14 protein-coding genes are annotated in these 22726 nt (G+C 70.1%); 9 read left to right on the forward strand and 5 right to left on the reverse strand.

Annotated features, from left to right (window positions below):
- Positions 1–2: 2 nt before the first annotated feature.
- Both AJAP_RS08530 and AJAP_RS08535 read left to right on the forward strand, forming a co-directional pair.
- On the forward strand, positions 3–9710 hold the full coding sequence (locus AJAP_RS08530; RefSeq protein ID WP_038509480.1) for a WXG100-like domain-containing protein: 9708 nt from the start codon (positions 3–5) through the stop codon (positions 9708–9710).
- 2 nt (positions 9711–9712) lie between these two features.
- Positions 9713–11944 (forward strand): YrhB domain-containing protein, encoded by a 2232-nt coding sequence (locus AJAP_RS08535; RefSeq protein WP_228694898.1) that lies wholly within the window; start codon positions 9713–9715, stop codon positions 11942–11944.
- A 46-nt stretch (positions 11945–11990) separates the two neighbouring features.
- Here AJAP_RS08535 and AJAP_RS08540 read toward each other — a convergent pair whose 3' ends face one another.
- Genes AJAP_RS08540 through AJAP_RS08555 form a run of 4 tightly spaced genes read right to left on the reverse strand, consistent with a single transcriptional unit; the run spans position 11991 to position 15230 of the window.
- Positions 11991–12965: a DUF6177 family protein gene (locus AJAP_RS08540; RefSeq protein WP_038509482.1), complete on the reverse strand. Its 975-nt coding sequence runs from the start codon at positions 12963–12965 to the stop codon at positions 11991–11993.
- A complete protein-coding gene (locus tag AJAP_RS08545; RefSeq protein WP_038509484.1) occupies positions 12950–13306 on the reverse strand; it encodes a hypothetical protein in 357 nt (118 codons plus the stop codon). Before AJAP_RS08545 ends, AJAP_RS08540 begins: the two co-directional genes overlap by 16 nt.
- An 8-nt stretch (positions 13307–13314) precedes the next feature.
- Positions 13315–14568, reverse strand: coding sequence for a sensor histidine kinase (locus AJAP_RS08550; RefSeq protein WP_038509486.1), 1254 nt, complete (start codon positions 14566–14568; stop codon positions 13315–13317).
- Complete coding sequence (locus tag AJAP_RS08555) at positions 14565–15230, reverse strand: response regulator transcription factor (protein WP_174492007.1); 666 nt, start codon at positions 15228–15230, stop codon at positions 14565–14567. The genes AJAP_RS08550 and AJAP_RS08555 overlap by 4 nt, the downstream gene beginning before the upstream one ends.
- 159 nt (positions 15231–15389) lie before the next feature.
- On the opposite strand from AJAP_RS08555, the gene AJAP_RS08560 reads away from it, so the two are divergent.
- The 4 genes from AJAP_RS08560 to AJAP_RS08575 all read left to right on the forward strand — a co-directional run bounded on the left by AJAP_RS08560 (position 15390) and on the right by AJAP_RS08575 (position 18868).
- Positions 15390–16043 carry a helix-turn-helix transcriptional regulator gene (locus AJAP_RS08560; protein WP_038509487.1) on the forward strand — a complete coding sequence of 218 codons (654 nt, stop codon included), beginning with the start codon at positions 15390–15392 and terminating at the stop codon, positions 16041–16043.
- Entirely contained in the window at positions 16043–17692 is a 1650-nt protein-coding gene (locus AJAP_RS08565; RefSeq protein ID WP_038509488.1) for a right-handed parallel beta-helix repeat-containing protein, read from the forward strand. The genes AJAP_RS08560 and AJAP_RS08565 overlap by 1 nt, the downstream gene beginning before the upstream one ends.
- Positions 17693–17701: 9 nt before the next feature.
- Positions 17702–18367, forward strand: coding sequence for a winged helix-turn-helix domain-containing protein (locus tag AJAP_RS08570; protein WP_037342057.1), 666 nt, complete (start codon positions 17702–17704; stop codon positions 18365–18367).
- A gap of 108 nt (positions 18368–18475) precedes the next feature.
- Positions 18476–18868, forward strand: coding sequence for a hypothetical protein (locus tag AJAP_RS08575; protein ID WP_038509490.1), 393 nt, complete (start codon positions 18476–18478; stop codon positions 18866–18868).
- Positions 18869–18932: 64 nt separating this feature from the next.
- Here AJAP_RS08575 and AJAP_RS08580 read toward each other — a convergent pair whose 3' ends face one another.
- Positions 18933–19634: an IclR family transcriptional regulator gene (locus tag AJAP_RS08580; protein WP_007031477.1), complete on the reverse strand. Its 702-nt coding sequence runs from the start codon at positions 19632–19634 to the stop codon at positions 18933–18935.
- A 79-nt stretch (positions 19635–19713) separates the two neighbouring features.
- On the opposite strand from AJAP_RS08580, the gene leuC reads away from it, so the two are divergent.
- From leuC to AJAP_RS08595, 3 genes are all read left to right on the forward strand, one after another.
- Positions 19714–21132, forward strand: a complete 1419-nt coding sequence (leuC, locus tag AJAP_RS08585; RefSeq protein ID WP_037342059.1) for a 3-isopropylmalate dehydratase large subunit — start codon at positions 19714–19716, stop codon at positions 21130–21132.
- 31 nt (positions 21133–21163) lie between these two features.
- Positions 21164–21766 carry a 3-isopropylmalate dehydratase small subunit gene (leuD, locus tag AJAP_RS08590; protein WP_038509493.1) on the forward strand — a complete coding sequence of 201 codons (603 nt, stop codon included), beginning with the start codon at positions 21164–21166 and terminating at the stop codon, positions 21764–21766.
- A gap of 253 nt (positions 21767–22019) precedes the next feature.
- Positions 22020–22685 (forward strand): HU family DNA-binding protein, encoded by a 666-nt coding sequence (locus AJAP_RS08595; protein WP_038509495.1) that lies wholly within the window; start codon positions 22020–22022, stop codon positions 22683–22685.
- Positions 22686–22726: the final 41 nt, after the last annotated feature.

Genomic DNA, 22726 nt, shown 5'->3' on the forward strand with positions numbered 1-22726 from the left:
CCATGAGCGGCGAGGGCGACATCCGCGAGCCGGGCGGCGACCTGTGGAACGCCGTCCTCACCGAGGGCGGTTACGCCAAGGACAGCCTTTGGCCGCCGGACAGCGAGACGGCCGCTCGCGCGATGGCCACGGCGTGGAAGGACGGCGCGGCCGCGCTGAAGACGGCCGTCGACTCCTCGAACCTCATCGCGCAGGGCTTGCGCACGTCCTGGCCCGATCCCAACGGCTATGCGCTGTATGACGGCATAACCAGGATCAACAACGGCACCCTGGAAGGTCAAGGCGGTGTCAGGGAGGTCCCGCCCGCCATGGAGGGGCTGGGAAAGGCCTACGACGGCTACGCGGAGATCCTCGACTTCGTCAAGACCCAGATCCGGGAAACGATCTCCTATCACAGCTTCATCTACAGCCACCTGGATGACGGCGGATCCTTGCTCAATCCCGGAGGTGAGGCGGCACAGCGGTTCTTCGCCAGGGCCGTGGCGAAGAACATCGCGGAACTGGTGACGGCCGCGGCCGCGCTGATCACCGATCCGGACAGCGCGCCCGCCGCCACTCCCAAGATCGCCAACCCGGGTTTCGTCGGCGGGATCTACGACGGACTTGTCAACCTGGCCAAGATGATGGGTGGCCTGATCGGCTACGCGGACGGCCCCTTCGGTGGCTCCAGCTGGAGCTTGTCGAACGCCGTGCTCGCATGGGGCGGGATGGCCAAGCTCGGCGCGGCCGTGCAGGCGTACACCCATGGCCTCGGCTGGGTGGACCTCGTCGTCGGTCTGCCGGGGGGAGAGCGCGGCGAGTTGGGTGGGGTGCTGCTCGATTTCGGGAAGCAGTTCATCCATTACGGCGAGTGGGGAGAGGATCCGGGGCACGCCCTCGGCGGAACGCTCGTGAACGTCGCCGCCCTCGTCGGCCTGCGCGGGGCCGGATCCGTCACGCGCGCCGCCGGGGCGGGCATCTCGCGCGCGGGGGCGGCCGCCAGCCGGGTCTCCGGCCTTTCGGGCGTCGGCAAGGTGGTGTCGGGTGCCGGAGCGCGACTGGGGCGGGGCGGGGAGGCTCTGGTCAAGGTCCCCACGGTCACCGAACTGGCAATCAGGAACGCGCCCCACGCTCTCGAGAAGGTCCGGAGTGTCGTCAGGGGCGACCGCGGGATCAGTGCGGAGACCGCCGCGCAGGTCATCCGGAACCCGCTCGGACCGCTGCCGGGTTCGGTCGGGGAAAGCCTGGCGAGGCATGCCGGCCCCGGCGCCGATGTCCCGGTGGCCCGGCCGCACGACACCGGAGGGAACAGTCCGCGCGATCCGGACAGCGGCGTCGCAGGCCCCGGCGGCCGCCCGCCCCATACACCGGATCCGCCGTCGACCCCGCCGAAACAGTCACTCGCGGCCGAGCCGCCGCATGCCGGTCAACCCGCCCGGAACGCCGATCTCGCCGAGACACCCGGGCCGGGCGGCCGTCCGGAACACCACGCCCCCAACGGGCCGGGCGACAAACCGCCTCCGCCGCCTTCGCCGCAGCGACAGGAATCCCCGGTGAAGGCCGGGCATCCGCCGACGAACGTGTTCGACACCGTCGGCATGCACGAGCTGGCCAACGGCAAGCTGGGCGAGGCCGGCCGTGCCGGTGCGGCGGAGGCCCACGCGAGCGGAAGGTGGAAGGGAGACCCGCCGCCCGAGGTACCTCGCGGTGTGGAACCGTCCACTCCGAACACCGGGAAGGCCGATAACCCTTCAGGGCCGCCGTCGGACAACGCCGCCGCGCATCCCGTGCATCGTGAGCGTCCCCCGGCGAACACCGAGCGACTCGGTGATCAAGGCAAACAAGGGCAACCACCGGCGAAGTCGCTCACCCCGCGAGGCGGTGACAACGGCAGGACCGTTCCCCAGCACAGCAGTCACGAGGGAGGCCGTGCGCCGGGGGAACACGCCGACGGCGACGGTCCTCGCCACGGCGACGACGGACCTCCCGTGAACCCCCGGGACGTCCTCCGCCTGGACGACCTCGCGCGAGGGAAGCTGGGCGAAGCCGGGCACGTGGGCATCGAGGAGGCGCGGGCGAGCGGACAGTGGAAAGGCGACGGCGAACCCGGGCCGCGCCGCCCTGGGGACTCACCGGAGGAAGGCACGCCAGGCTCGCCGGACAGGACGCCGGACGAGCCGCCACCCAGTGGCCCCGGCGGTTCCGGTCGCGCACGGACCGACGACGGGTCGGGGCCGGCACCGGAAACGGGGGGAGGCAGCGTCGCGACCGCGGTGCTGGATCCCGTCACCCCCGCGCTCCAACGCGCGGCCGAGCAGTCGGCCGCGGGCGCCCGGGCGGAGGCACCGGTTGCGCGGGCCGAGCCTGCGCAGCCGGTCCACTCCACCCGGTCTTCGCCGAGCCCGGCCACCGCTCGGCTCGCCGAACAGGCCACCATCGGCGACGTGATTTCGGGCGCTCCCAAGCCGCTTCCACATCCGGAGGCGGAGCCGCTGACGGTGAAGCCCGATCCGGACAAGGTGCGCTCGGGTGAAGCGGGGGGCCTCCCCCGGGTGACCGATCCGAGGCTGCCCGCCATCGGCGATCCGGTCCGCCCTCCCACAAGTTTCCCGTCGCGGCCGGTCGTGGGGACCCCGCCCGCGCCGGTGGTGGGCTTCCCGCCACCGGCCACCGTGGACTTCCCACGTCCTCCCGGCGAGGTGCGGAACCCGCCGGGCCGGACGACGGTCCCGGTGGCACCCGTCGGCCCGGACCGGCCGGTGTACCCCGAGCCGCCGCGCGTACCGGAGCGGCCGCTGGAACTTCCCGCCGTTCCGGACCGCGTCGCCGATCCGGTTTCCCCGCTGACCCCCGGTGGGCCGGATCGCCCGCCCGTGGAGATCGTCCCGCCCGTCGACCCACCCGACGTCACCGTTCGCCCGGTCGACCCGGCTCCCGTCGAGCTGCCCTTGCTGCCGGACGAGTCGGTTCCCGTGCTGCCGTCGGCGAATCCGCCGTGGCCCGGCGCGCCCGTCACCTCTCCACCTCCGCGACCGTCCGCGGTGCCCGAGCACGCGGTGCCCGCCTGGCCGGTGGAGATCCCGTCCCGGCACCAGCCGATCGCGCCGGATTTCCCTCTCGGCCCCAGGGAAGACCAGCCGAGCGTGGTTCCTCCCGAAATCCGGGAATTGCTGACCGAAACCGAGCGCGACCTCCTCGACGCACTCGCCGCCGCCGGAGTGAACATCGCGTTCATCCTGGAACGCGTCCTGACGGAGTTGACGGGGAAGCCCGGTATCCCGAACCGAATCGGACTCCCGGACCGGCTCGCGTCGCTGACCGACGCGCAACGGGCGGCCTTCCGTGAACGGCTGGAGGGAATCCTCGACGCACAGCCGGTCAGGCCACGACCCGCGACCGAGGGAAAGCCCAAGCCCGAGTACCAGATCCTCGGTTCGCCCGAAGGGCTTTGGTTCCCCTACACGATTTCGCTGAACTCCGACACGATAACCGCCTACGACAAGGCGGTCCGGGAGCACGAAGAACTTCTCGAGCAGCTCATGTGGGCGGCCGGTTTCCTGCCGCCCGAGGAGGTCGAAAAGCTGCTCGAAGCGACAGGGGACCTGCCGCGGCTCAAAGAACTCCTGCGGAACTTGCGGGACAACGTGCAATCCGCCCTCGTCGCAGCCTGGGAGCTCGCCGCGAAGGGACCGCGGGGGGTGGTGATCGAGGGCGTCCGGGAACCGGTGTTCTCAGCCGAGGGTGAGCTTCTCGGCACCATCGACATCAAGGCACGGCTCGCCGATGGAACCGAGGTGTGGGTAACTGTCGGGCGGCTCGCCGGGCCCAGTGAGAAGGACGCCGCGAACTTGCTCGACAGCGCGGCGAAGTCGGTCGCGCCGTCGTCCGCCGCCGTAAAGCGGTACTTCGTGCTCAGCGCCCCGGCATCGCTCGAAGGCACCGCGGGGATCAAGCAGGTCGCCGGGGACCTGGGCGCGCTCGGTTTCGACGCGGTGCTGCCCCACGGGCGGGAAAGCCGGGTACCGGACGAACTTCCCTTGCTGGACCCGTTTTTCGCCCGCAACGTCCGGCCTCGGCACCCCCAGCGCCACGAGCCGCATCCGGCTCGGCCCGCCGCCCCCGCCCGTCCCGCCGATCTGCCGGACGAGCTGATCCCGCTCTGGGAAGAGCTGAAGGCCCGAGAACAGCGAGCTCTCGCCGATCTGGCCGCGACCGTGGGACCGAAGGCCGGCCGCTACGCCCTGGCGAATTTCGTGACCTGGCTGGCACAGGAGAAGGGGCTTTCCCGCGACGTGTCCGCTTCGCTGGCGGAGTGGCTGGCCAGGGTTCCGCCACCGGACAACCTGCCCCCCAAATTCGTTCCGGCCTGGCACAAGATGCCCGTGGACGTGCAGCAAGCGTTCGCGAAACTGATCGAGACGAAAGGCCTGCAGGTCGCGCTGTCCGAGTTCAACAACCGGATCGGGGAGCTGACCTCGGTACGAGGCACTCCACTGCAGCGGGTCGCGGACCTGGACGCAGCCCGGTTCGACATCCTGCGCCGGCTGTTCACCGAACAGGTCACGCCGACTTCCGCCGCCGAGATGGGGCGCACGCTCTTCTTCCACGACGTTCGTCCCATCCTCGACAGGTGGCTGGTCCTTCACCAGGTCATAGACAGGCTGGCCGGACACGGAGTCACCAACGTCGCCGAGCTGTACGAGGAGCTGCACCGCAACCTGAGGCTCACGTTCGAGAAACTCACCGGTCTGGATCCGGCGGGCAAGATCGCCGCGAAGGACGTGGGCGGCAATCCGGAGAACCTCAGGGGTTTCGAAGCCACTCTCCGCAGCGCGCTTCGGCTCGCGGACCTGAGTCATACGGATCCGGAAAGGCTGGCGCGGCTCGGCCTGCCGGGACTGAAGATCATCGCCTTGGACCGCAAGATCTACCGGCCGAACGGCGAAGAGTTGTCCGACATCGACATCCTCGGTGAGCTCACGGACGGCACGAGGGTGTGGATCGAGGTCAAGCGCAGCAAACTGGACTACGGGACCAAAAGGTACGAGGACGATCTGGCGGTCAAGCTCCGGAACCAGGGCGCTCATGAGGACTTCACCGCCCGCCCCACGAAGCTCTTCGTGCTGTTCGCGTCGAAGGTCGACGTTCCCTATGCCAAGCAGGTGATCTCGGACGGCGCCTACGCGGTCCTGCACCTCGATCCCCTGCAGAACGTCGATTTGGTCGCGAAAAGCAAACCGGCGCTTCCGATCAGATGGAATCAAGGACGCCGGGACCAGCTCTTCGCGGCCGGTCTGGCCGATATGGACCTGCAGGCTCCATTCGGGCCGCTGGGCGGTAAACGGCAGAAGCACCCGCAGCGCCAGTGGCCGCACCCCGAGCGTCCGCCCTCTTCGGTGAAAGCCACCACCGTGCCGGCGGCGAGGACTTCCGAGCCGTCGCTTCCGTCGAGGCCGACCCAGGTTCCGGCCAAGGTGTGGAAGCAACTCTCCGCTGACGGTCAGGCGGCGATGGCGAAGGCGGCCGCTTCGGGGCATTCGGACATCGTCCGGCTGTTGGGTGCGCACGCGGCGGAACTGGCGGGGGCGCGCAAACATCCCCAGCCGCGGCGAATCCCCAAGCTGCTCGCTTCCTTGACACCTGAACAGCACCGCGATCTCGCGTCGGCGCTGGACCGTGCGGCCGCCGAGGCGGCGAAGGCCCGCCCGGCCAGGCCGGCTCCGCCACTCGGTAGCGGCTGGACGTCGATCGAAATCCGCGGTGCCGCCGTGGCCGCGCCGGCGCGGCCGGAACTGGAAGGCGAGCTCGCGCGCGCCTTCTCCCAAGCCGTCGAGGCCGCCGGGCTGACGGTGCTCGCGGAGTACGTCCGATCGTCCATAGTGGCCGGTGACGGAGATCAGCGGTTCACGGTCGTCGCCGAAGTCGGTGACTGGCTCGGGGACCGAGCGGCGCTGTGGTCGGTATCAGCCCGGGGACCGGTCGGGGACCCCGCGAGGAACGTCCTCCGGATCGTCGTGTCGGCACGGCTCGCGCCCGGCGCCGTTCCCCGGGCGCTCGCTCACGCCCTCGCCGCCGGCGCGGCCGATCTCGCCGACGGCGGGTCCGCCACTCCGGGATATCTCGACCCGGAGGGAGATCTCGACCGCAGGCCGGAGCTGACTCCCACCGACCGCGGACATCTCGCACAGGTCGTCGTCCTCGACCGCGAATTCCAGCGGACCGCGCTGAATCCACCGGCGCGTGCCCGCACGCGCAAGGCGATCGTGGAACTGCTGGGCCGCCTCGGTCTCGATCCGAACCAGAGCGGGAGCGACTACCGTATTGCGGCACTGGCGGGTGAACCCGGTAGGTGGGAGGTCCGGCGCCACCTCCCGCCGAAGGTGACGGACGGCTACCTCGCGACGAAGACCCACGCGGTCACCGGCCTCTACACGAGTGTCCTCCCGTCGGGGATCTCGGCGGGTGTCTTCATGATGCTGGGCTCCGGGGGAGGCGGCATCGCCTGGGCGGTTTTCGGTCTGGTCAACGCTCTGCTCGGTGCGGGGATGGCCCGGAAATGGGAGATCGCCAAGGACGAACAGGTAGCCAAGGGACGGGTGTACGACGCCACGGCACGCAGGATCGACGCCGGCGCCGCGTCGGCCGGACAGGTACGTGGTCACCTGGCTCAGGTCGGCGTGCCCGCCCACCACGGGCCGTCCGCGCCCTCCGAACGACAGGCGGGTCTCGCACGGCTGGGGCCGCGGCCCGATCTCGCCCAGAGTCTGGGGAAGCACGTCCGGCGGTTCGCCCTGCCGCCGTTGACCGGTGCGGGTGTCGGGATCGGCGTGGGCATCCCCCTCGGACTCACAGGGGCGTCCGTGCTCAGCATCGCCGCTCTCGCGGGGGTCGCCGCGCTCTTGCAGCCCCTCGCCGAACGGCGGCGGACGCAGATCCAGAAGGGAGAAGAGCTCAGGAAGATCGATGACAACGCCAGGGAGCTGGACCACCTGCTGGCCGCCTACGACGTCCAGGTCTATGTGGACCTGGCGAAGCGTCTCGGTCTCGACCCCGGCCCAGAACCGAAGAGCCTCAGTCTCGCGCACCGCGATCCGAAGCCGCTCGGGCTGGGGAAGGCGGCCAACACACCGGACATCCTGCCCTACTTCAGTGAGATCGTCAGGCGGACGTTCCGGGGCACCGCCGCGGGGACGCTCGACCAGAGCGCGTTCCTCGCGCGGCATCTGACCCTCTTCGAATCCATGTTCGCCTATGGCGCAGGCCGCAGTCTCGCCACCTTGTTCATCGCGGTCTGGCAGTTGAACAAGCTCGACCAGACCGAACTGGAGCACACCGTCGCCAGGCGGACCTTCGATGAGCGGCAACTGCGTTATCTCGCGAGTCCACAGGTGGCGAAGGAACGCGAAGGGATTCTGAAGCTGGCCGAGTCGGCGGTCGGGCCGCGGCCCGGCTTCTGGGGGCGGTTGCGTGACGCGGCGGTTCTCTTCGGATCGCCGAAGCCGCCGCGGACGGAGCCGCGATCGGTGTCCACATCGGACGAAGCGGCGATCCGTCCCGGATTCGCTTCGAAAGCGGACTTCATGAAGGCTTACACGAGGGTTTCGGCGATCGGCGCCGCGGCCACTGTCGGGGCCGTCGAGCTGTCCGGGGCGAGTCCGGCACTCGCGGTCTCCGCCGTCGCGGTCGCGGCCGCCGGGCCGGTGATCGGCTGGCGCAAATGGTGGCACCGGAAGGCCGAACTAGAAGCGAGCGACAAGAACATCGCCGCGACCAACCAGCAGAAGGCGGACAAGAGGGCCGCGGAGCAGGCGGAGACGGAGCGGTTCGTCACCGCCAAGGTGACCATGTCCGCCGAGGCGGTCGCCGCGGAGGCACGGCGGGCCGACCGGCCCGCGGTGCTCGGCCTGGCCCCGAAGGCGTTCGACGCCATGCGGCAGGTCGCCGCGTTCATGGCGGCCCGGCCGCCGGAAAAGCCGCCCACGCCCCTCCGTAATCTGAAACCGCTCGAGATCGCCGAGTATCTGTGGCCGAACCTGGACTGGGCGGCTCCCTACGAGGCCGCACTCCTCGAAGCGCGGCGCTCCATCGCGGCGGAGTCCACCCGGCTCGACACGACGAAGGACTGGGGCGACTACGAGACGATCGGTGCGCGGCGACTGGCCGTCGTCGAACTCGCGCGGCTCGCCGACCGAGTGGTCACGCTGCTGGAACACTATCGCCGGAGTGGCAACGGCGAACCGGTCTGGGTGGGGAACGCGGACCTGAACAACGCCATCGTGAGCTACCAGCGGCTGAGTTCGGCGGACTGGGCGAAGGCGACTCAGGAACCCGCCCCGGACTGGCCGTCCGGTCCCGGCAAGACCAGTGCCGCGGCGGCGCTCCCCGCACCGTGGAGTTCGCCACCGATACTGGACACACTGGACTGGCCGGCCAGTACCGGTTGGGGGACCGTGCCCCGGGGTGCGGGGAGCTGGCTGCCGACGTGGCGGAACCGCACCGCGGCATCGGCGTCGTCACAAGCGGACTTCTCGAAGCTGGCCAAGGCGACGCCGCTCACTTCGTCGCCGTCGATCCACGACGGCTCCGTGCGGCGGGCCGACGCGGAACGGCTCATCGCGGCGGAGTTCCCCGAATTGCCCAAGACGAATCCGAACGGCCACTCGCCCGACGCCGAGCGAGACGGCTACCGGACGAACTGCACCAAGGCGGTGGTCGCCTTCGTGCTGCGCCTGCGTGGTGAAGAGGTGACGGCCGGTCCGGTCCTGCCGGAGGAAGCCGCGACGCTGGCGTATGTCTCCGACCGCCTCGGAGGTGTGTGGGAGACCGGTCACGGCGTGAGCTACGACAGTGTCATCGCCGCGATGAATTCCCGTCCGGTCGGCGCGATGGCGGTCATCGACATCGTCCACACCGGAGACGACGGACTGGCACGCGAGCACGTCGCATTGGTGGTTCGGCGGCCATACGGGATCGTGTTCCTCGACCCGCAGACGGGCTGGTTGCTGAAACTGCCCGAGCGGCCGGTCGCCCTCGCCCTGCTGCCGTTCACCGACGTTCCCTTCGAAAGCGCAGCGAAGGGCTTGAGCGGACTGAGCTCCCGGCGGCTGGCGGCGCTGGGCTTGCCGGGCCTGAAGATCGAGAAGACCGTGGAGCTCGTGGCGGGACTCGACCTGCACGGGCGGCTCGCCGACGGGACCGAGGTCCGGGTCTTCGCCAGAGGTGCCGTCTCACCGGATTCCCGCCCCTTCGACCGCGGGGTCGTACCACCCGGTGGCAAGGTGGTGTACCTCTACGTGGGGGCGGAAGGGAAACCGGCGGACGGGTTTCTCGAGGCCGGGGCGGACCTGGTCCTGAGATACGGCGGAAGCCCGGATTTCGAGCTGATCGCGGACGCCGATCCGGCGTCGCCGGGCGCCCCGGCGCGGTACGGTCCGTTCCATCGGCTGGAAAGCACGAGCCAGAACGCCGGCGTGGCCGGGATGCAGTCGGCGTCCCGCGAGATCTGGGGCAGGGCACCCGTCTACGGGGACAGCGCGCCGGTGGTGCAGGCCTACCGCGGCCCGTTGCCGGAAGGACGCAGGGGAGTCGAGTTCTGGACCGACATCAAGCCCAAATGGCACGGCACCAATGTCGCGATGCGGGCCTGGTACCCGACGCAGGGAGTCCGGATCGAGGACGACTTCGCCAAACTCGAAGTCGTGGTCACCAAGAACACGCAGACGGAGGAGTGATCGTGCACGCTGGTGAGGCGATCGCGAAGGCACAGGCGTGGCTGCGCTTCGGCACATCCGTGGATCTGACGACGGGGGAGCACGCGGTCCGGATCGAGCATGATCGGGTGCGCGAGGTTCCGGACGGCTGGCTGGTGCCCTACAACACGATTCGCGCGCTGGACGGCGGGGACCGGCTCGCCTCGCTCGTGCCGCGACCGATGTTGCTCGTGCGGGAAAACGGGGAGCTGCGCCGTCCGGATCCCGATCCGGACGGTCTCGGGCCGAGCGTCCCGGTCCCCTTCGCCGGACAGGAGGACTGGCGAGAGATCCTGGAACCCGAGTTCGCGCGCAGCGGGGTGGCCTATCTCGGAGTGCCGGCGAGTGCAGTACTGGGCTGGCGGAAGCACGATCAGGCGGGCGGGCCGACAGAGGAGATCCGGGCCAATCCCGGCTACCGGCCCGGTCCCGAGCGGCTCGGACATCCAGTCATGGAGACCCGGCTCGAACAACTCCTCGGTTGCCTTGAGGCCCGTCGCTTCAGTCGTGAGCGCTACCTCGCCGGGCTGCTCACCGCGACGGTCCACATCCCGGTCGACCCGCGGACGGAACGACCGCTTTCCTCTTTGTGGCGGGAGAATCCGCGAGCCTTGGCGGTGTTCAGTTCCAGCAGACGGGTTCCGGCGGGGACGGTGAAATGGGTGCGGATGGACGTGCTGTCGTTCGCCGCCGAGTTCCCCGGGACCGGCCTGGTCGTCAACCCCGGTTCGGTTCCTTCGGACTCTGTCACCGTCGAGGAGCTCACTTGGGCGCGAGCGCGGTGGCCGGTCCTCCGCGCGATCACGCGGGTCGTGGAGGTCCCCGCCGAGTACTCGGCGCCGGTCGTGGCCGTGATCGAACAGATCCGTGCGGCAACGGAGGGGATCGACCCCGCAGCCGGGCTCCGTGACGCGGCGGGAAAGGCCAGAACGGCCGGATTCGAACTGTCCGTCGAGGACTGTCAGCGGTTCGTGCTCGGCCGGGCGTGGGAACAGCGCAACGGGGTGGAAACCGGCGGGATCGCCTCCCCTGACGACGACATCGAGGGACAGTCCTGGCCCGAGGACCTCGGCGCGAACGGTCTCGTCGCCGGATACGACGCCGCGGGCCGGGTCCGGCCACACGCGTCGGCATCGGGGAAGTTCTTTCGCCAGGACGCCGACGGAGTCCGGTTCGCCTGGCGTCGTATCGCGGGCGCGTTCGCCGGGTTCGCCGCGGGGGAGGCGTTGGGTTCGGCCGTGGACACGGTGACCTGGCCCGAAATCAAGACGAAGTTCGGCGAGGAAGGGGTCGTCGAACCGATCTCCGACGGACGGCTCGGCCCGTTGACCCGGCGACTGCTCTTCCACACCGAAGGGCTGCTGCGCGCTTTACCGCCGCGGTTCGGTGGCGCCGCCTCAGGCAGGTTGATGGCGCTCGGCGCGCTGCTTTCGCGGCCGAGCCCGGACCTCCTCGAAGGCTGGCTCTCCCGCGTCCCGGAAATCCAGGACGGCCGGTCGGAACCGCCCCCGGTCGCGAACGACGTCACCTTTCTGGTGCTGGGAATGGTGGCGGCGCTCTGTGGCGGCGGGCCCGACTCCGATGCCGCGACCGCCGCGCAGGTCGGCAGGCTGCTCGCGACCGGTGCCGGTGCCGACGGACCCACCGCCGAGGCGGCCGGTGTGACGGCCGAGCTGTTCACCGGGCTGTTCCACACCGACGCGCCGCCGCCGCAGGTCGTCTGCCGGCGGGTGGCCGAGCGTGAAGGCGCGCGTGGCCCGGCGGTGGCCGCACTCGCCGCCGCGGTGCGCGCTCAGGTAGAGCAGATCCGTCCCGATACCGAGGAACTGGACGGTTTCGGAACCGGCGACACCGCCGTCGACGCGCTGGGCCGTGCCATGATCGCGGTGTCGCGGCGGTTCTTCGATCCACGCTGGGCGATGCGGGCCGCCGTCAATCACTCCGGGCGCAGCGCGATCACCGGGGCGATCGCCGGCGCGGTGGTGGGGGCACGGGCCGGGGTTCCCGGGCTGCCACAGGAGTGGCTCGGCGGGCTGGGAAGACCCGGCTTGGTGGAAACCGTCGCCGGCGACGCGTTCTGGCACTTCTCGGCTCGCTCTCCGGCTGAAGACGAGCGTTTCGCCGACGAGTGGGCGAGGCGGTATCCGCGGATCTGGCCGCCGTCGGACGCGGGCGGAATGGGCGCGGGCCTCGCCGGTGGCCGGCCTGGAACCTGACGACGGCGCCTTCGATGATCGGCAGCGGGGCCTCTGAACGCCGACCTCAGCCCTGATCCGGCATACCGTAGTGGTGCAGGATGGCGGCCATTTGCTCGTACGGAGGGCGCTGTCCGCCGTCCAGCCTGCACCACGCGGCCTCATGGCCGACGCCGCCGAGGATCGCCACCTTCGCGACCGGTGTCCGTTCGGCGTGTGCGACACCGTTCCTGGCGACCAGTTCGTGTCCGATGAGGACACCGTAGGGCAGGGCGGGCGGGGTCGGGCCGCTGACCCGCAAGCCGTCCGGCCTGCCGGGGTGAGCGGCGACCACCATCATCCGGGCGAAACCCGCGGCTTCGGCGGCCAGCGTCTCGACGGCGGCCCGCGGAACCGTTCCCGCGGGAGGACCGCTGAGCTCGACCTCCTCCTGCACACCGGCCTCCACCTTCCGCGTGCGCAATCGTCCCACCACTCCGGGGCCGGTCACGATCACTTCCGTGGGGGCGGGCAGCCGGTCACGGCAGAGGTTCGTGAGCGTCGCGGCAGACCACGGCTCGGTGACCGGTTCGGCGGCGCCCCATCCCGCTGGTTCGCCGTCGCCGAGCGCCGACGTCAAGATTTCGACCGCCCTGCCGAGCCGGAATGTCGCGCCGCCGTCGTGCAGCGTGGTGATCCGCACCTCCAGCGAGCCCGAGCCGGGTATCGGTTCCGCCGGCTCCGCCGCCGTGGCATCCGGTTCGGGGGCGAACCGGGTTCCGGTCCAGTGCAAGGGGAATCCGCGCGTCCCGTCGCGATGACCACCACGGGAGTCCCGGACCACCCATTCGCACCGTCCTTCGCCGAGAAGCAGTTCGAGTGGATACGTGAGACCGCTGTGCTCGGCGGTGACCACTTGGAGCAGCCGACGGCTCGCAGCCGCTTCCCCCGCGGCGGCGACGAGCCGGGGAGAAGCCGAGACGACGGCTCGGAACTGTTCGACGACGATGGCCTCCGCAGTCTCGATGTCGGCGGCGGGGGTGCCGGTCAGCGGTTCGACCACGACAGTCCTCCTGTTCTTTCGACAAGAGCCCCGATGAAGGCCCTGGCGACCGTTTCCGCTTCCGCATCGTCATCACGCGTGCGGCATTCCACCCACCACACCGGATGCGGGACCTCCACTTCGGCGTCGAGGCCGAGCAGGCGTTGTGCTTCACCGGCGACCCGGACGAGCCGGATGTCCTCGATGACCACCAGCGGCCGCCCATCGGGATGATGCAGTTGCGTGACACCGTCTTCCGCCTGCTCCGCGACCAGCAGTTCCGGGCCCGCCACCAGCAGCGCCTCGATGGTCTCCTCCGCGCCGGGTTCGTCGCGGCACAAGCCGATGATGTCGAAGGTCATGCCACTCCTCAGTTCGGGCTGACCGGGAACCGCAGTTCGAAGATCGCGCCGCCCTCGTCGGCGTTGTAAACCGCGAGCGTGCCGCCGTGCGCCTGCGCGACCCACCGCACGATCGACAGCCCGAGCCCGGAAGAGCCGCCGGTGCTGGCGAACCGGTCGAAGGCGTCGCCGGCCATCGTCGTGTCGATCCCCGGGCCGTGGTCGGCGACGGTCACGGTGCCGCCGGCGACGGTCAGGTGCACGAACGCCTTCGCGCCCGGGTGGCGGCCGTAGCGCATGGCGTTGTCGAGAAGGTTGCCGATCGCTCGTTGCAGCAGCGCGGGATCGGCGTTGACCTTCGTGGGCGCGGCGGTGACGGTGACTTCGGCGCCTTCGGTCGCGGTGTCCTCGACGATGCCCACCACCAGCTGATCGAGCCAGATCGGCTGGATGCTCAGCTGTTCCACGCCCGCGGCGAGCCGGGCGCGGACGAGCAGGTCGTCGATGATCCCGCCCATTCTCGCGGCGAGCCGGACGGTGCGCGGCAGGAGTTCCGCGGACTGCGCGGGGTTGGCCATCGCGGTTTCGGCGAGCGCGCGCAGGGCGGCGACCGGGGTGCGGAGGTCGTGCGCGGTTTCGGCGAGCAGGACCTCCTGCTGCTGCAAGGCCGCGGCCGCGGGGCGGATCGAGCGGCCGGACAGCAGGTGGCCCGCGAAGCCGAGGATCGCGATCAGCAGCACGGTGCCGCCGATCACCAGCAATGTGAACCGGGTGTGCGCGGAGTCCTCGGCCTCGGTGGACTGCACCGCGACGACGGCCGCGAACGTCTTGCCGTCGCCGTCGCGCAGCGGTTCGGCGCGGACCTTGACCATGGCGCCGTCGGACGCCTTTTGGTGGCCCTGCACCAGCTTGCCGGTCTTCACCGCCTCGGTCGCCAGGCCGTTCAGCAGTTGCGTGCTCATCGGGACGCAGTTCGCCCGGGAGAAATGCGGCTGGAACGCGGGCGCCCCGCCGGACAGGATCGCGAACTGGGGGCAGCGGTCGTTCAGCACGTCGGTGTTGACCAGACCGAAGCCGACGGTGCCGTCGAATTCGACCAGTCTGCTGACCGAAGACGTGACCTGGGTCAGCGCCGCGTCGATCCGTTCGTCACCCTGGTCGCCGTCCTCGTTGATGAGCAGCCACGCGAAGACGACCAGCCCGAGCGTGTTCATCACGGTGAACAACGCGGTCAGCGTCCAGCGCAGCCTGCGCAGCCGGTCGGCCGAGGAGTGGGTGTTCACCGGGCGCCCAGCCGGTAGCCGAGGCCGCGGACGGCGTGGATCAGCTCGGGTTCCTTCAACTTGCGGCGCAACCGCTTCACCACCACATCGACCACATTGGACATCGGATCGGCCTGCGCGTCCCAGCAGTGCTCGATCAGATCGGCCCGCTGCACGGGCAGGCCGGCCCTGGTCAGCAGGTATTCGAGCACCGCGTACTCCTTGTTGGTCAAGGTGAGCAGCACGCCCGCGCGCCGCACCTCACGCCGCGCGCAGTCCATCACCAGATCTTCGTGCTGCAGCACCGAGGGCCGGTCGAACGCCGACCGGTGGCACAGGTTCGCCACCCGCTCGGTCAGCTCGGCCATCACGAACGGCTTCACGAGGTAGTCGTCGCCGCCGTGCTCGAAACCCGCCACCCGGTCGGCGAGCGCGTCGCGCGCGGTGAGGAACAGCACCGGCGCCCGCCAGCCCAATTGCCGACGCATGTGCACGTATTCGATGGCGTCGCCGTCCGGCAGCATCCGGTCCAGCACCACGCAGTCGTGGTGCGTTCCGCGCAGCAGCCGGTCCGCGGTCGCGATGTCGCCCGCCTCGTCGACGACGAAGCCGGCCGCGCGCAGCTGCGTGACCAGTGCGAGCCGCAGATTCCCGTCGTCTTCGACGACCATCACCCGTGTCATCAAAACCTCATGTTCGGACAGCGAAAGTAGACGCGTGCAGTTCCCGGTGCCCCTGAACGCTAACGCGTCGGGTGCCCGTGACCGCCCCGGTGGCGGGGAACTGGCATGAACAGGACGTCGTCGGCGGCACCGCGCCGGGGGAAGAGGGAGGTACCTGCGATGACCGTGCAGGCCGGCCAGCTCAGTCTGGTCACGGGAGCGGGCCCGGGCGGCGACCGGGCGGGGCTCGGCGAGCTGCTCGCGGAAGCGACCGGCGAGGTGCTCGTCATGAGCACGGGAACGGACACCGCGTTCCAGCGGATCGCGCTCGGAGGCGTGCGCCCCGGCGTCCGGCACAAGGTGCTCTTCCCCGACTCCGCACGGATGTCCGGCGCGCTGAACCGGATGTCGCGGGCGGGCGCCGAGGTGCGGACCGACGCCGAGGTCCCGATGGACGCGCTGGTGATCGACCGGACCTCGGTCGTCCTTCCGGCGGAAGGCAGGCAGGCCGGTTCCGCGGTGTTCCGCCTGCCCGGCGTGGTCACCGCGACGGTCGGGCTGTTCGAGCGGATCTGGCAGGCCGCCGCCCCGCTCGTCCCGCTGGACCTCCCGGAACCCGAGAACGCTTCGATCCTGACCTGCCGCGAACAGGAACTGCTGACGCTGCTCTTCTCCGGCACGACCGACGAATCCGCCGCCGCGCGGCTCGGCGTCTCGGTGCGGACGGTGCGCCGGATGGTCGCCGACATCATGAACCGGCTCGGTGCCCGCAGCCGGTTCCAGGCAGGCGCCAAGGCCGTCGACCGCGGCTGGCTGATGGCGAAGGCGGGCTGATGACCACCTCGACCTCCGGCCGCGTCCTGCTGGTGTCCCAGCGGCCAGGCGCGTACCCGACCATCGGCGACGCCTTGGTGGACGCGTCCGACGGCGCCGTCATCACCATCGCTGGCGGCGAATACGCCGAGACCGTCGAGCTCGCGGGTCTCCGGGTGACGTTGGCCGCGGCGGACGGCGCCACCGTCGTCGTCGACGGCCGGGGGGCCGACCGGCCGGTTTTCCGCACCACAGGAGGAGCTCTCGCGCTCGACGGGATCGAAGTCCTGGCGGGCGGCGCGTCCGCGATCCAGGCCGACGACACGGAACTGGCCGTCCGGAACTGCACCGTCTCCGGCGGCCGCGGGCCGGCGATCGCGATCCGCGGCACGACGGCGTTCGCCGTGAGCGGTTGCGTGATTTCGGCGGCGGAGCAGGGGATCCTCGTCGACGGTTCGCCGGGGAGGATCGAGGACACCACCGTCGAAGACGTGCTGGGCGACGGGATCACGGTCGGGCAGGGCGCGGATCCGGTCGTCACCGGATGCACGGTGACCGGCTGCGGGCTGAGGGGCGTCTACGTCTACCAATACGCCCGGCCGGTCGTCGAAGGCTGCACCGTCTCGCACACCGGTCACGAAGGCATCGCCGTGGCGCACCACGGGGTGCCGGTGATCAAACGGTGCACGGTCACCGACACCCGGGGCCCGGGGATCTCGTTCGCGTCCGGTTGCGGTGGCGAGATCTCCGCTTGCCGGGTCTCGAACACGGCGGAACCGGGGATCGCCATCGCCGAAGGGGCGACGCCGACGGTCGGGGAGACCGCCGAGCCCGGCGCGGTGGAGGACGACGCCCTGGAGGAGATGCTCGCCGAACTCGACTCGATGATCGGCCTTCCCGGGGTCAAGGAAGAAGTCCGTTCGCTGGTCGACGAGTTGCAGGTCAACGAATGGCGCCGCCGGGCCGGACTGCCGGTCGGGGCGGCGGGGCACCATCTGATCTTCGCGGGCGCGCCCGGCACGGGGAAGACGACGGTCGCGCGGATCTACGGCAAACTGCTGAAGGCGTTGGGAGTCCTGCCGGTCGGCCAGTTCCGCGAGGTGTCCCGCCGGGATCTCGTCGGGCAGTACATCGGGCACACCGCCGAAAAGACCGCGACGGTCTTCGAGGAGGCCAAGGGTGGGGTCCTGTTCATCGACGAGGCGTACACGCTCACCCGGCTCGCCGGTTCCGGCGGCGATTTCGGCCAGGAGGCGATCGACACCTTGGTGCCGTTGATGGAGGAACATCGCGACGAGGTGGCGGTGATCGTGGCCGGGTACACCGGCGAGATGGTCGATTTCCTCGCCGCCAACCCCGGTCTCGCGTCGCGCTTCGGCAAGACGATCGAGTTCGAGAACTACAGCCCCGACGAACTGCTCGCCATCTTCGGGCGGATGGCGTCCGCCGGGGACTACGAACTCGATCCCGCCGCGGGCCCGGTGCTGACCGGCCATTTCCGGCGCGTTTCCGGCGACGTCAACTTCGGCAACGCGCGGGACGCGCGCCTGCTGTTCGAGAAGGCGCGCACGGCTCAGTCGCAACGTTTGCGGCTGCTGGGCCGGATGCCCGCGATCGAAGAACTGCGCGGGTTGCACGTGGCCGACGTGGAGGCGGCGATCACGCGATAACGTTCGGGTGTGCGGGTGCTGGTGACCGAGGACGACGAGAACTTGCGGGTGGCGCTGGAATTCGCGCTGCGCGGCGACGGCTTCGCGGTGGACACCGCCGCCGATCTGCCGGGCGCGGACGAGGCGTTGACGGTGAACGCCTACGACTGCGCGGTGTTCGACCGGATGCTGCCTTCGGGTGACGCGCTGGCCTACGTCCGCAACCGGCGCAGCGCCGGATGGCCGATGCCGGTGCTGTTCCTGACCGCGCGCGACAGTGTCGCCGACCGGATCGACGGTTTACGCGTCGGTGGCGGCGATTACCTGGTCAAGCCGTTCGCGATGCCGGAACTGATCGCGCGGGTGCGCAGCCTGTGCCGCCGGGACATGGCCGGACAGGCGGTGATCCTGCGCTGCGCCGATGTCGAACTCGACACCGGCAGGCACCAGATCTCGCGGGCGGGCGTGCTGCTCACCGTGACCCGCAAGGAGTATCTCGTCATGGAGCGGCTGATGGCCGCGACCGGGCGGCCGGTCTCGCGGCGGGAACTGATCCGGTACGCCTGGGACGAGATGGCCGATCCGGCGTCCAACGTGCTGGACGTCGTGATCGCGCGGCTGCGGCGGAAGCTCAAGGACCCGCCGCTCATCCACACCGTGCGAGGGTCGGGTTACCGCATGGCGCCGCTTCAGTAGGCCACGGGCCGCTCCCACCCCGCCCGAATGAGACCGTCGACACCCCGCGCGTCCCGGATGTGCCATGCTCGACAGCGCACGAGGCGGCGAAACCGAGAGGTGACGAGGGTGTCCATCTGGGCAGGCGTGATCAATTTCGTCCGGGCGCGGTACGAGGTGCTCGAAGAGCGGGACGGCTGGCTCCGGTTCCGCGTCGACACCGGCGACGGCCGCGGCCAGCAGGTGTCCTTGCACCACTTGCCCGACCACGACGGCGCGGAGTGGGTGGAGATCTCGTCTCCGGTCGGCTGGGCCGACAAGATCGATCTGCGGCGCCTGCTCGAACTGGCCGGCGGTGATTCGGTCGGCGGCGCGGCGGTGGTCGACGGTGTCGCGCTGCTCAAGCACACGATTCCGCTGGTCGACCTGAATCTGGTCAACGAATTCGAACATCCGCTGAAGTCCCTCGTCACGCGTGCCGACACCCTCGAACACGAGCTGACCAAGGCCGACGAGTTCTGATAGGACCCTTCGGAAGTACGTGAAGGCCCCCTGCACCGCAGGGGGCCTTCACTCGTTTCGAGGGTCAGAGGCGCTCCTGCAGCGCGTCCGCGGCGGCGAGGAGGTCCGCGGCCCAGCGCGCCCCCGGCTTACGCCCTATACGTTCGATGGGCCCGGAAACCGACACCGCGGCGACGACGGTGCCCGTCGAATCCCGTACCGGCGCCGAGACACTCGCCACACCCGGTTCCCGTTCGGCCACGCTCTGGGCCCAGCCGCGACGGCGGACTTCGAGCAGAGTGCGCTCCCCGTACACCGCCTCGGTGAGGATCGTGCGCTGTGTGTGCGGATCCGACCACGCGGCGAGCACCTTCGCGCCGGAGCCCGCGGTCATCGGCAGCCGTGAACCGATCGGCACCGTGTCACGCAGCCCGCTCGGCGGTTCCGCCGTCGAAACGCAGACCCGCTGGACGCCGTCGCGGCGGTACAGCTGAACGCTTTCGCCGGTGATGTCGCGCAGTTTCGGCAGCACCGAACTCGCCGCGTCGAGCAGCGGGTCGGTCGAACCGCCCGCCAGTTCCGCGAGTGCGGTACCCGGGCGCCAGCGGCCGTCGGGGCCGCGCCGCAACAGGCGATGCACTTCGAGGCCGACCGCGAGCCGATGCGCCGTCGCGCGCGGCAAACCGGTCCGCGTGCACAGTTCCGCCAGGCCACAAGGATCTTCGGCCACGGCCTGAAGCACGGCCACGGCCTTGTCGAGTACTCCGATACCGCTATGCTGTCCCACAAGCCGATACTATCTTCCCGAAGTTTGAGATGTCCAGATGGTGGGAAGCACCTATTCCATCGCATGTGAGGAGCCGGAAATGCCCCGGACACTGGCCGAGAAAGTGTGGGAGTCGCACCTGGTGCGGCGCGGCGAGGGGGCCGAGCCCGACCTGCTCTACATCGATCTCCACCTGCTGCACGAGGTCACCAGCCCCCAGGCGTTCGACGGACTCCGCCTGGCCGGACGGAAACTGCGCCGCCCCGACCTCACCATCGCCACCGAGGACCACAACGTCCCGACGATCGACATCGAGCTGCCGATCGCGGATCCCGTTTCCCGCACCCAGGTCGACACCCTTCGCGCCAACTGCAAGGAGTTCGGCGTCCGGCTGCACCCGATGGGCGACGCCGAGCAGGGCATCGTGCACGTCATCGGCCCGCAGCTGGGCCTGACCCAGCCCGGGATGACCGTGGTGTGCGGTGACAGTCACACTTCGACGCACGGTGCCTTCGGCGCCATGGCGTTCGGCATCGGTACCTCCGAGGTCGAACACGTGATGGCCACGCAGACCCTGCCGCTCCGTCCATTCAAGACGATGGCGATCACGGTCGACGGGCAACTGCGGCCCGGCGTCACGGCGAAGGACATCATCCTCGCGGTGATCGCGAAGATCGGCACCGGCGGCGGGCAGGGCTACGTCCTCGAGTACCGCGGCGAGGCCATCGAAAAGCTGTCGATGGAAGCCCGGATGACGGTGTGCAACATGTCCATCGAAGCCGGCGCGCGTGCCGGGCTCATCGCGCCGGACGAGACGACGTTCGCGTATCTGAAGGGCCGTCCGCACGCGCCACAGGGCGCCGATTGGGACGCCGCCGTCGAGAACTGGCGCGAACTCCGCACGGACGACGACGCCGTCTTCGACGCCGAGGTGCGCCTGAACGCCGACGAGCTCACGCCTTTCGTGACCTGGGGCACGAACCCGGGCCAGGGGCTCCCGCTGGGCGCCGAGGTGCCCGACCCGGAGCGCATCGGCGACGAGAACGAGCGCATCGCCGCTGAAAAGGCCCTGTCCTATATGGACCTGAAGCCGGGCACGCCGCTGCGCGAGATCGCGGTGGACACCGTCTTCCTCGGCTCGTGCACGAACGGCCGGATCGAGGATCTGCGGGCCGCCGCGGACGTCCTGCGCGGGCACAAGGTCGCCGATTCGGTGCGGATGCTCGTGGTCCCCGGCTCGATGCGGGTCCGCCAGGCGGCGGAAGCCGAAGGGCTGGACCGGGTCTTCACCGAAGCGGGCGCGGAATGGCGTCAGGCGGGCTGCTCGATGTGCCTCGGCATGAACCCGGACCAGCTCAAGCCGGGCGAGCGCAGCGCGTCGACCTCGAACCGCAACTTCGAAGGCAGGCAGGGCAAGGGCGGCCGGACGCATCTGGTGTCGCCGCTCGTGGCGGCCGCCACGGCCGTGCGGGGAACGCTGTCCAGCCCCGAAGACCTCCAGCCCGCCGCCGCTCGCTGACATCGCTGACATCCGCGAAGGAGTTCCCAACATGGACGCGTTCACCCACCACACCGGCGTCGGGGTCCCGCTGCGCAGGTCCAACGTGGACACTGACCAGATCATCCCGGCGGTCTACCTCAAGCGCGTGAGCCGCACCGGCTTCGAGGACGGGCTCTTCGCCGCCTGGCGGTCCGACGAGTCGTTCATCCTCAACCAAGAGCCCTTCAAGAGCGGGTCGGTCCTGGTCGCGGGCCCGGACTTCGGCACCGGTTCTTCCCGTGAGCACGCGGTGTGGGCCTTGATGGACTACGGCTTCCGGGTCGTGATCTCCTCCCGGTTCGCGGACATCTTCCGCGGCAACTCGGGCAAGCAGGGCCTTGTCGCCGCTCAGGTCGAGCAGGCGGACGTCGAACTGCTGTGGAAGCTGCTCGAAAACGAGCCCGGCACGGAGGTCACGGTGGACCTCGAGTCGAAGACGGTACGGGCCAAGGACTTCACCGCGCCCTTCCAGATCGACGACTACACCCGCTGGCGGCTCCTCGAAGGGCTCGACGACATCGCCCTGACACTCCGCCACGCGGATGAGATCGACACTTTCGAGACCGGGCGCCCCACCTGGAAGCCGGTGACCCTCCCGGCGGCCTCCTCCTAGGGCAGGTCAAAGGGGGCGGATTCCCTTGCTGAGCAGGGAATCCGCACCCCGGCCGGGAGTCCTCGGCACAGCCCCGAAACCACACCGAACGGCACCTCCGGAGGCCCTCAAGGGGTCCCTCGGGAGGCGGAACAGCCCCCGAGACAAGGGAAATTTCCGCGCGTCGTTTGGAATTTGTGCTGCATTGGTAATACCGTGTGCGCTAAGTCGGCCGACGGGGCCGTGTACAAGTAGTTCTTCTTGGAGGACTGGAATGGCCAACAAGGCCCAGCTGATCGAGGCGCTGTCGGAGCGCCTGGGCGACAAGAAGGTCGCGTCGGAGGCCGTCGATGGCCTTGTCGACATCATCATCCGGACGGTCAACAAGGGCGAGAAGGTGAACATCACCGGCTTCGGTGTGTTCGAGAAGCGCGCCCGCGCCGCCCGCACCGCGCGGAACCCGCGCACCGGTGAGACCGTTCGCGTCAAGAAGACCAACGTGCCCGCGTTCCGCGCCGGCACGACCTTCAAGGACGTCATCAGTGGTTCGAAGAAGCTGCCGAAGGCCACCGCTGTGAAGCGCGCGACCGCCGGCACCGCGACTCGCGCCACCGCCACCCGCGCGACGACGACCCGGACGGCCGCCAGCCGCCCGGCCGCGACGCGTTCCACGACCACGCGGACCCGCGCCGCCGCGACGACGACGCGCGCCGCCGCGAAGCCGGCCGCCAAGGCGACCGCGACCAAGGCCGCGGCCAAGACGACCGCGACCAAGGCCGCGCCGAAGACCGCCGCCAAGGCCACGACTCGCGCCACCACGGCCAAGAAGGCGACCGCCACCAAGGCCGCCGCGAAGCCGGCCGCCAAGGCGACCGCTGCCAAGGCTCCCGCGAAGAAGGCTCCGGCCAAGCGGACTTCGGCTGCCGCGAAGAAGAAGTAAGCTCCCTCTCCACGAGTGAGCCAACGGCAAGGCCCCGCGCA

The organism is Amycolatopsis japonica (genome assembly GCF_000732925.1).
Taxonomy (GTDB): Bacteria; Actinomycetota; Actinomycetes; order Mycobacteriales; family Pseudonocardiaceae; genus Amycolatopsis; species Amycolatopsis japonica.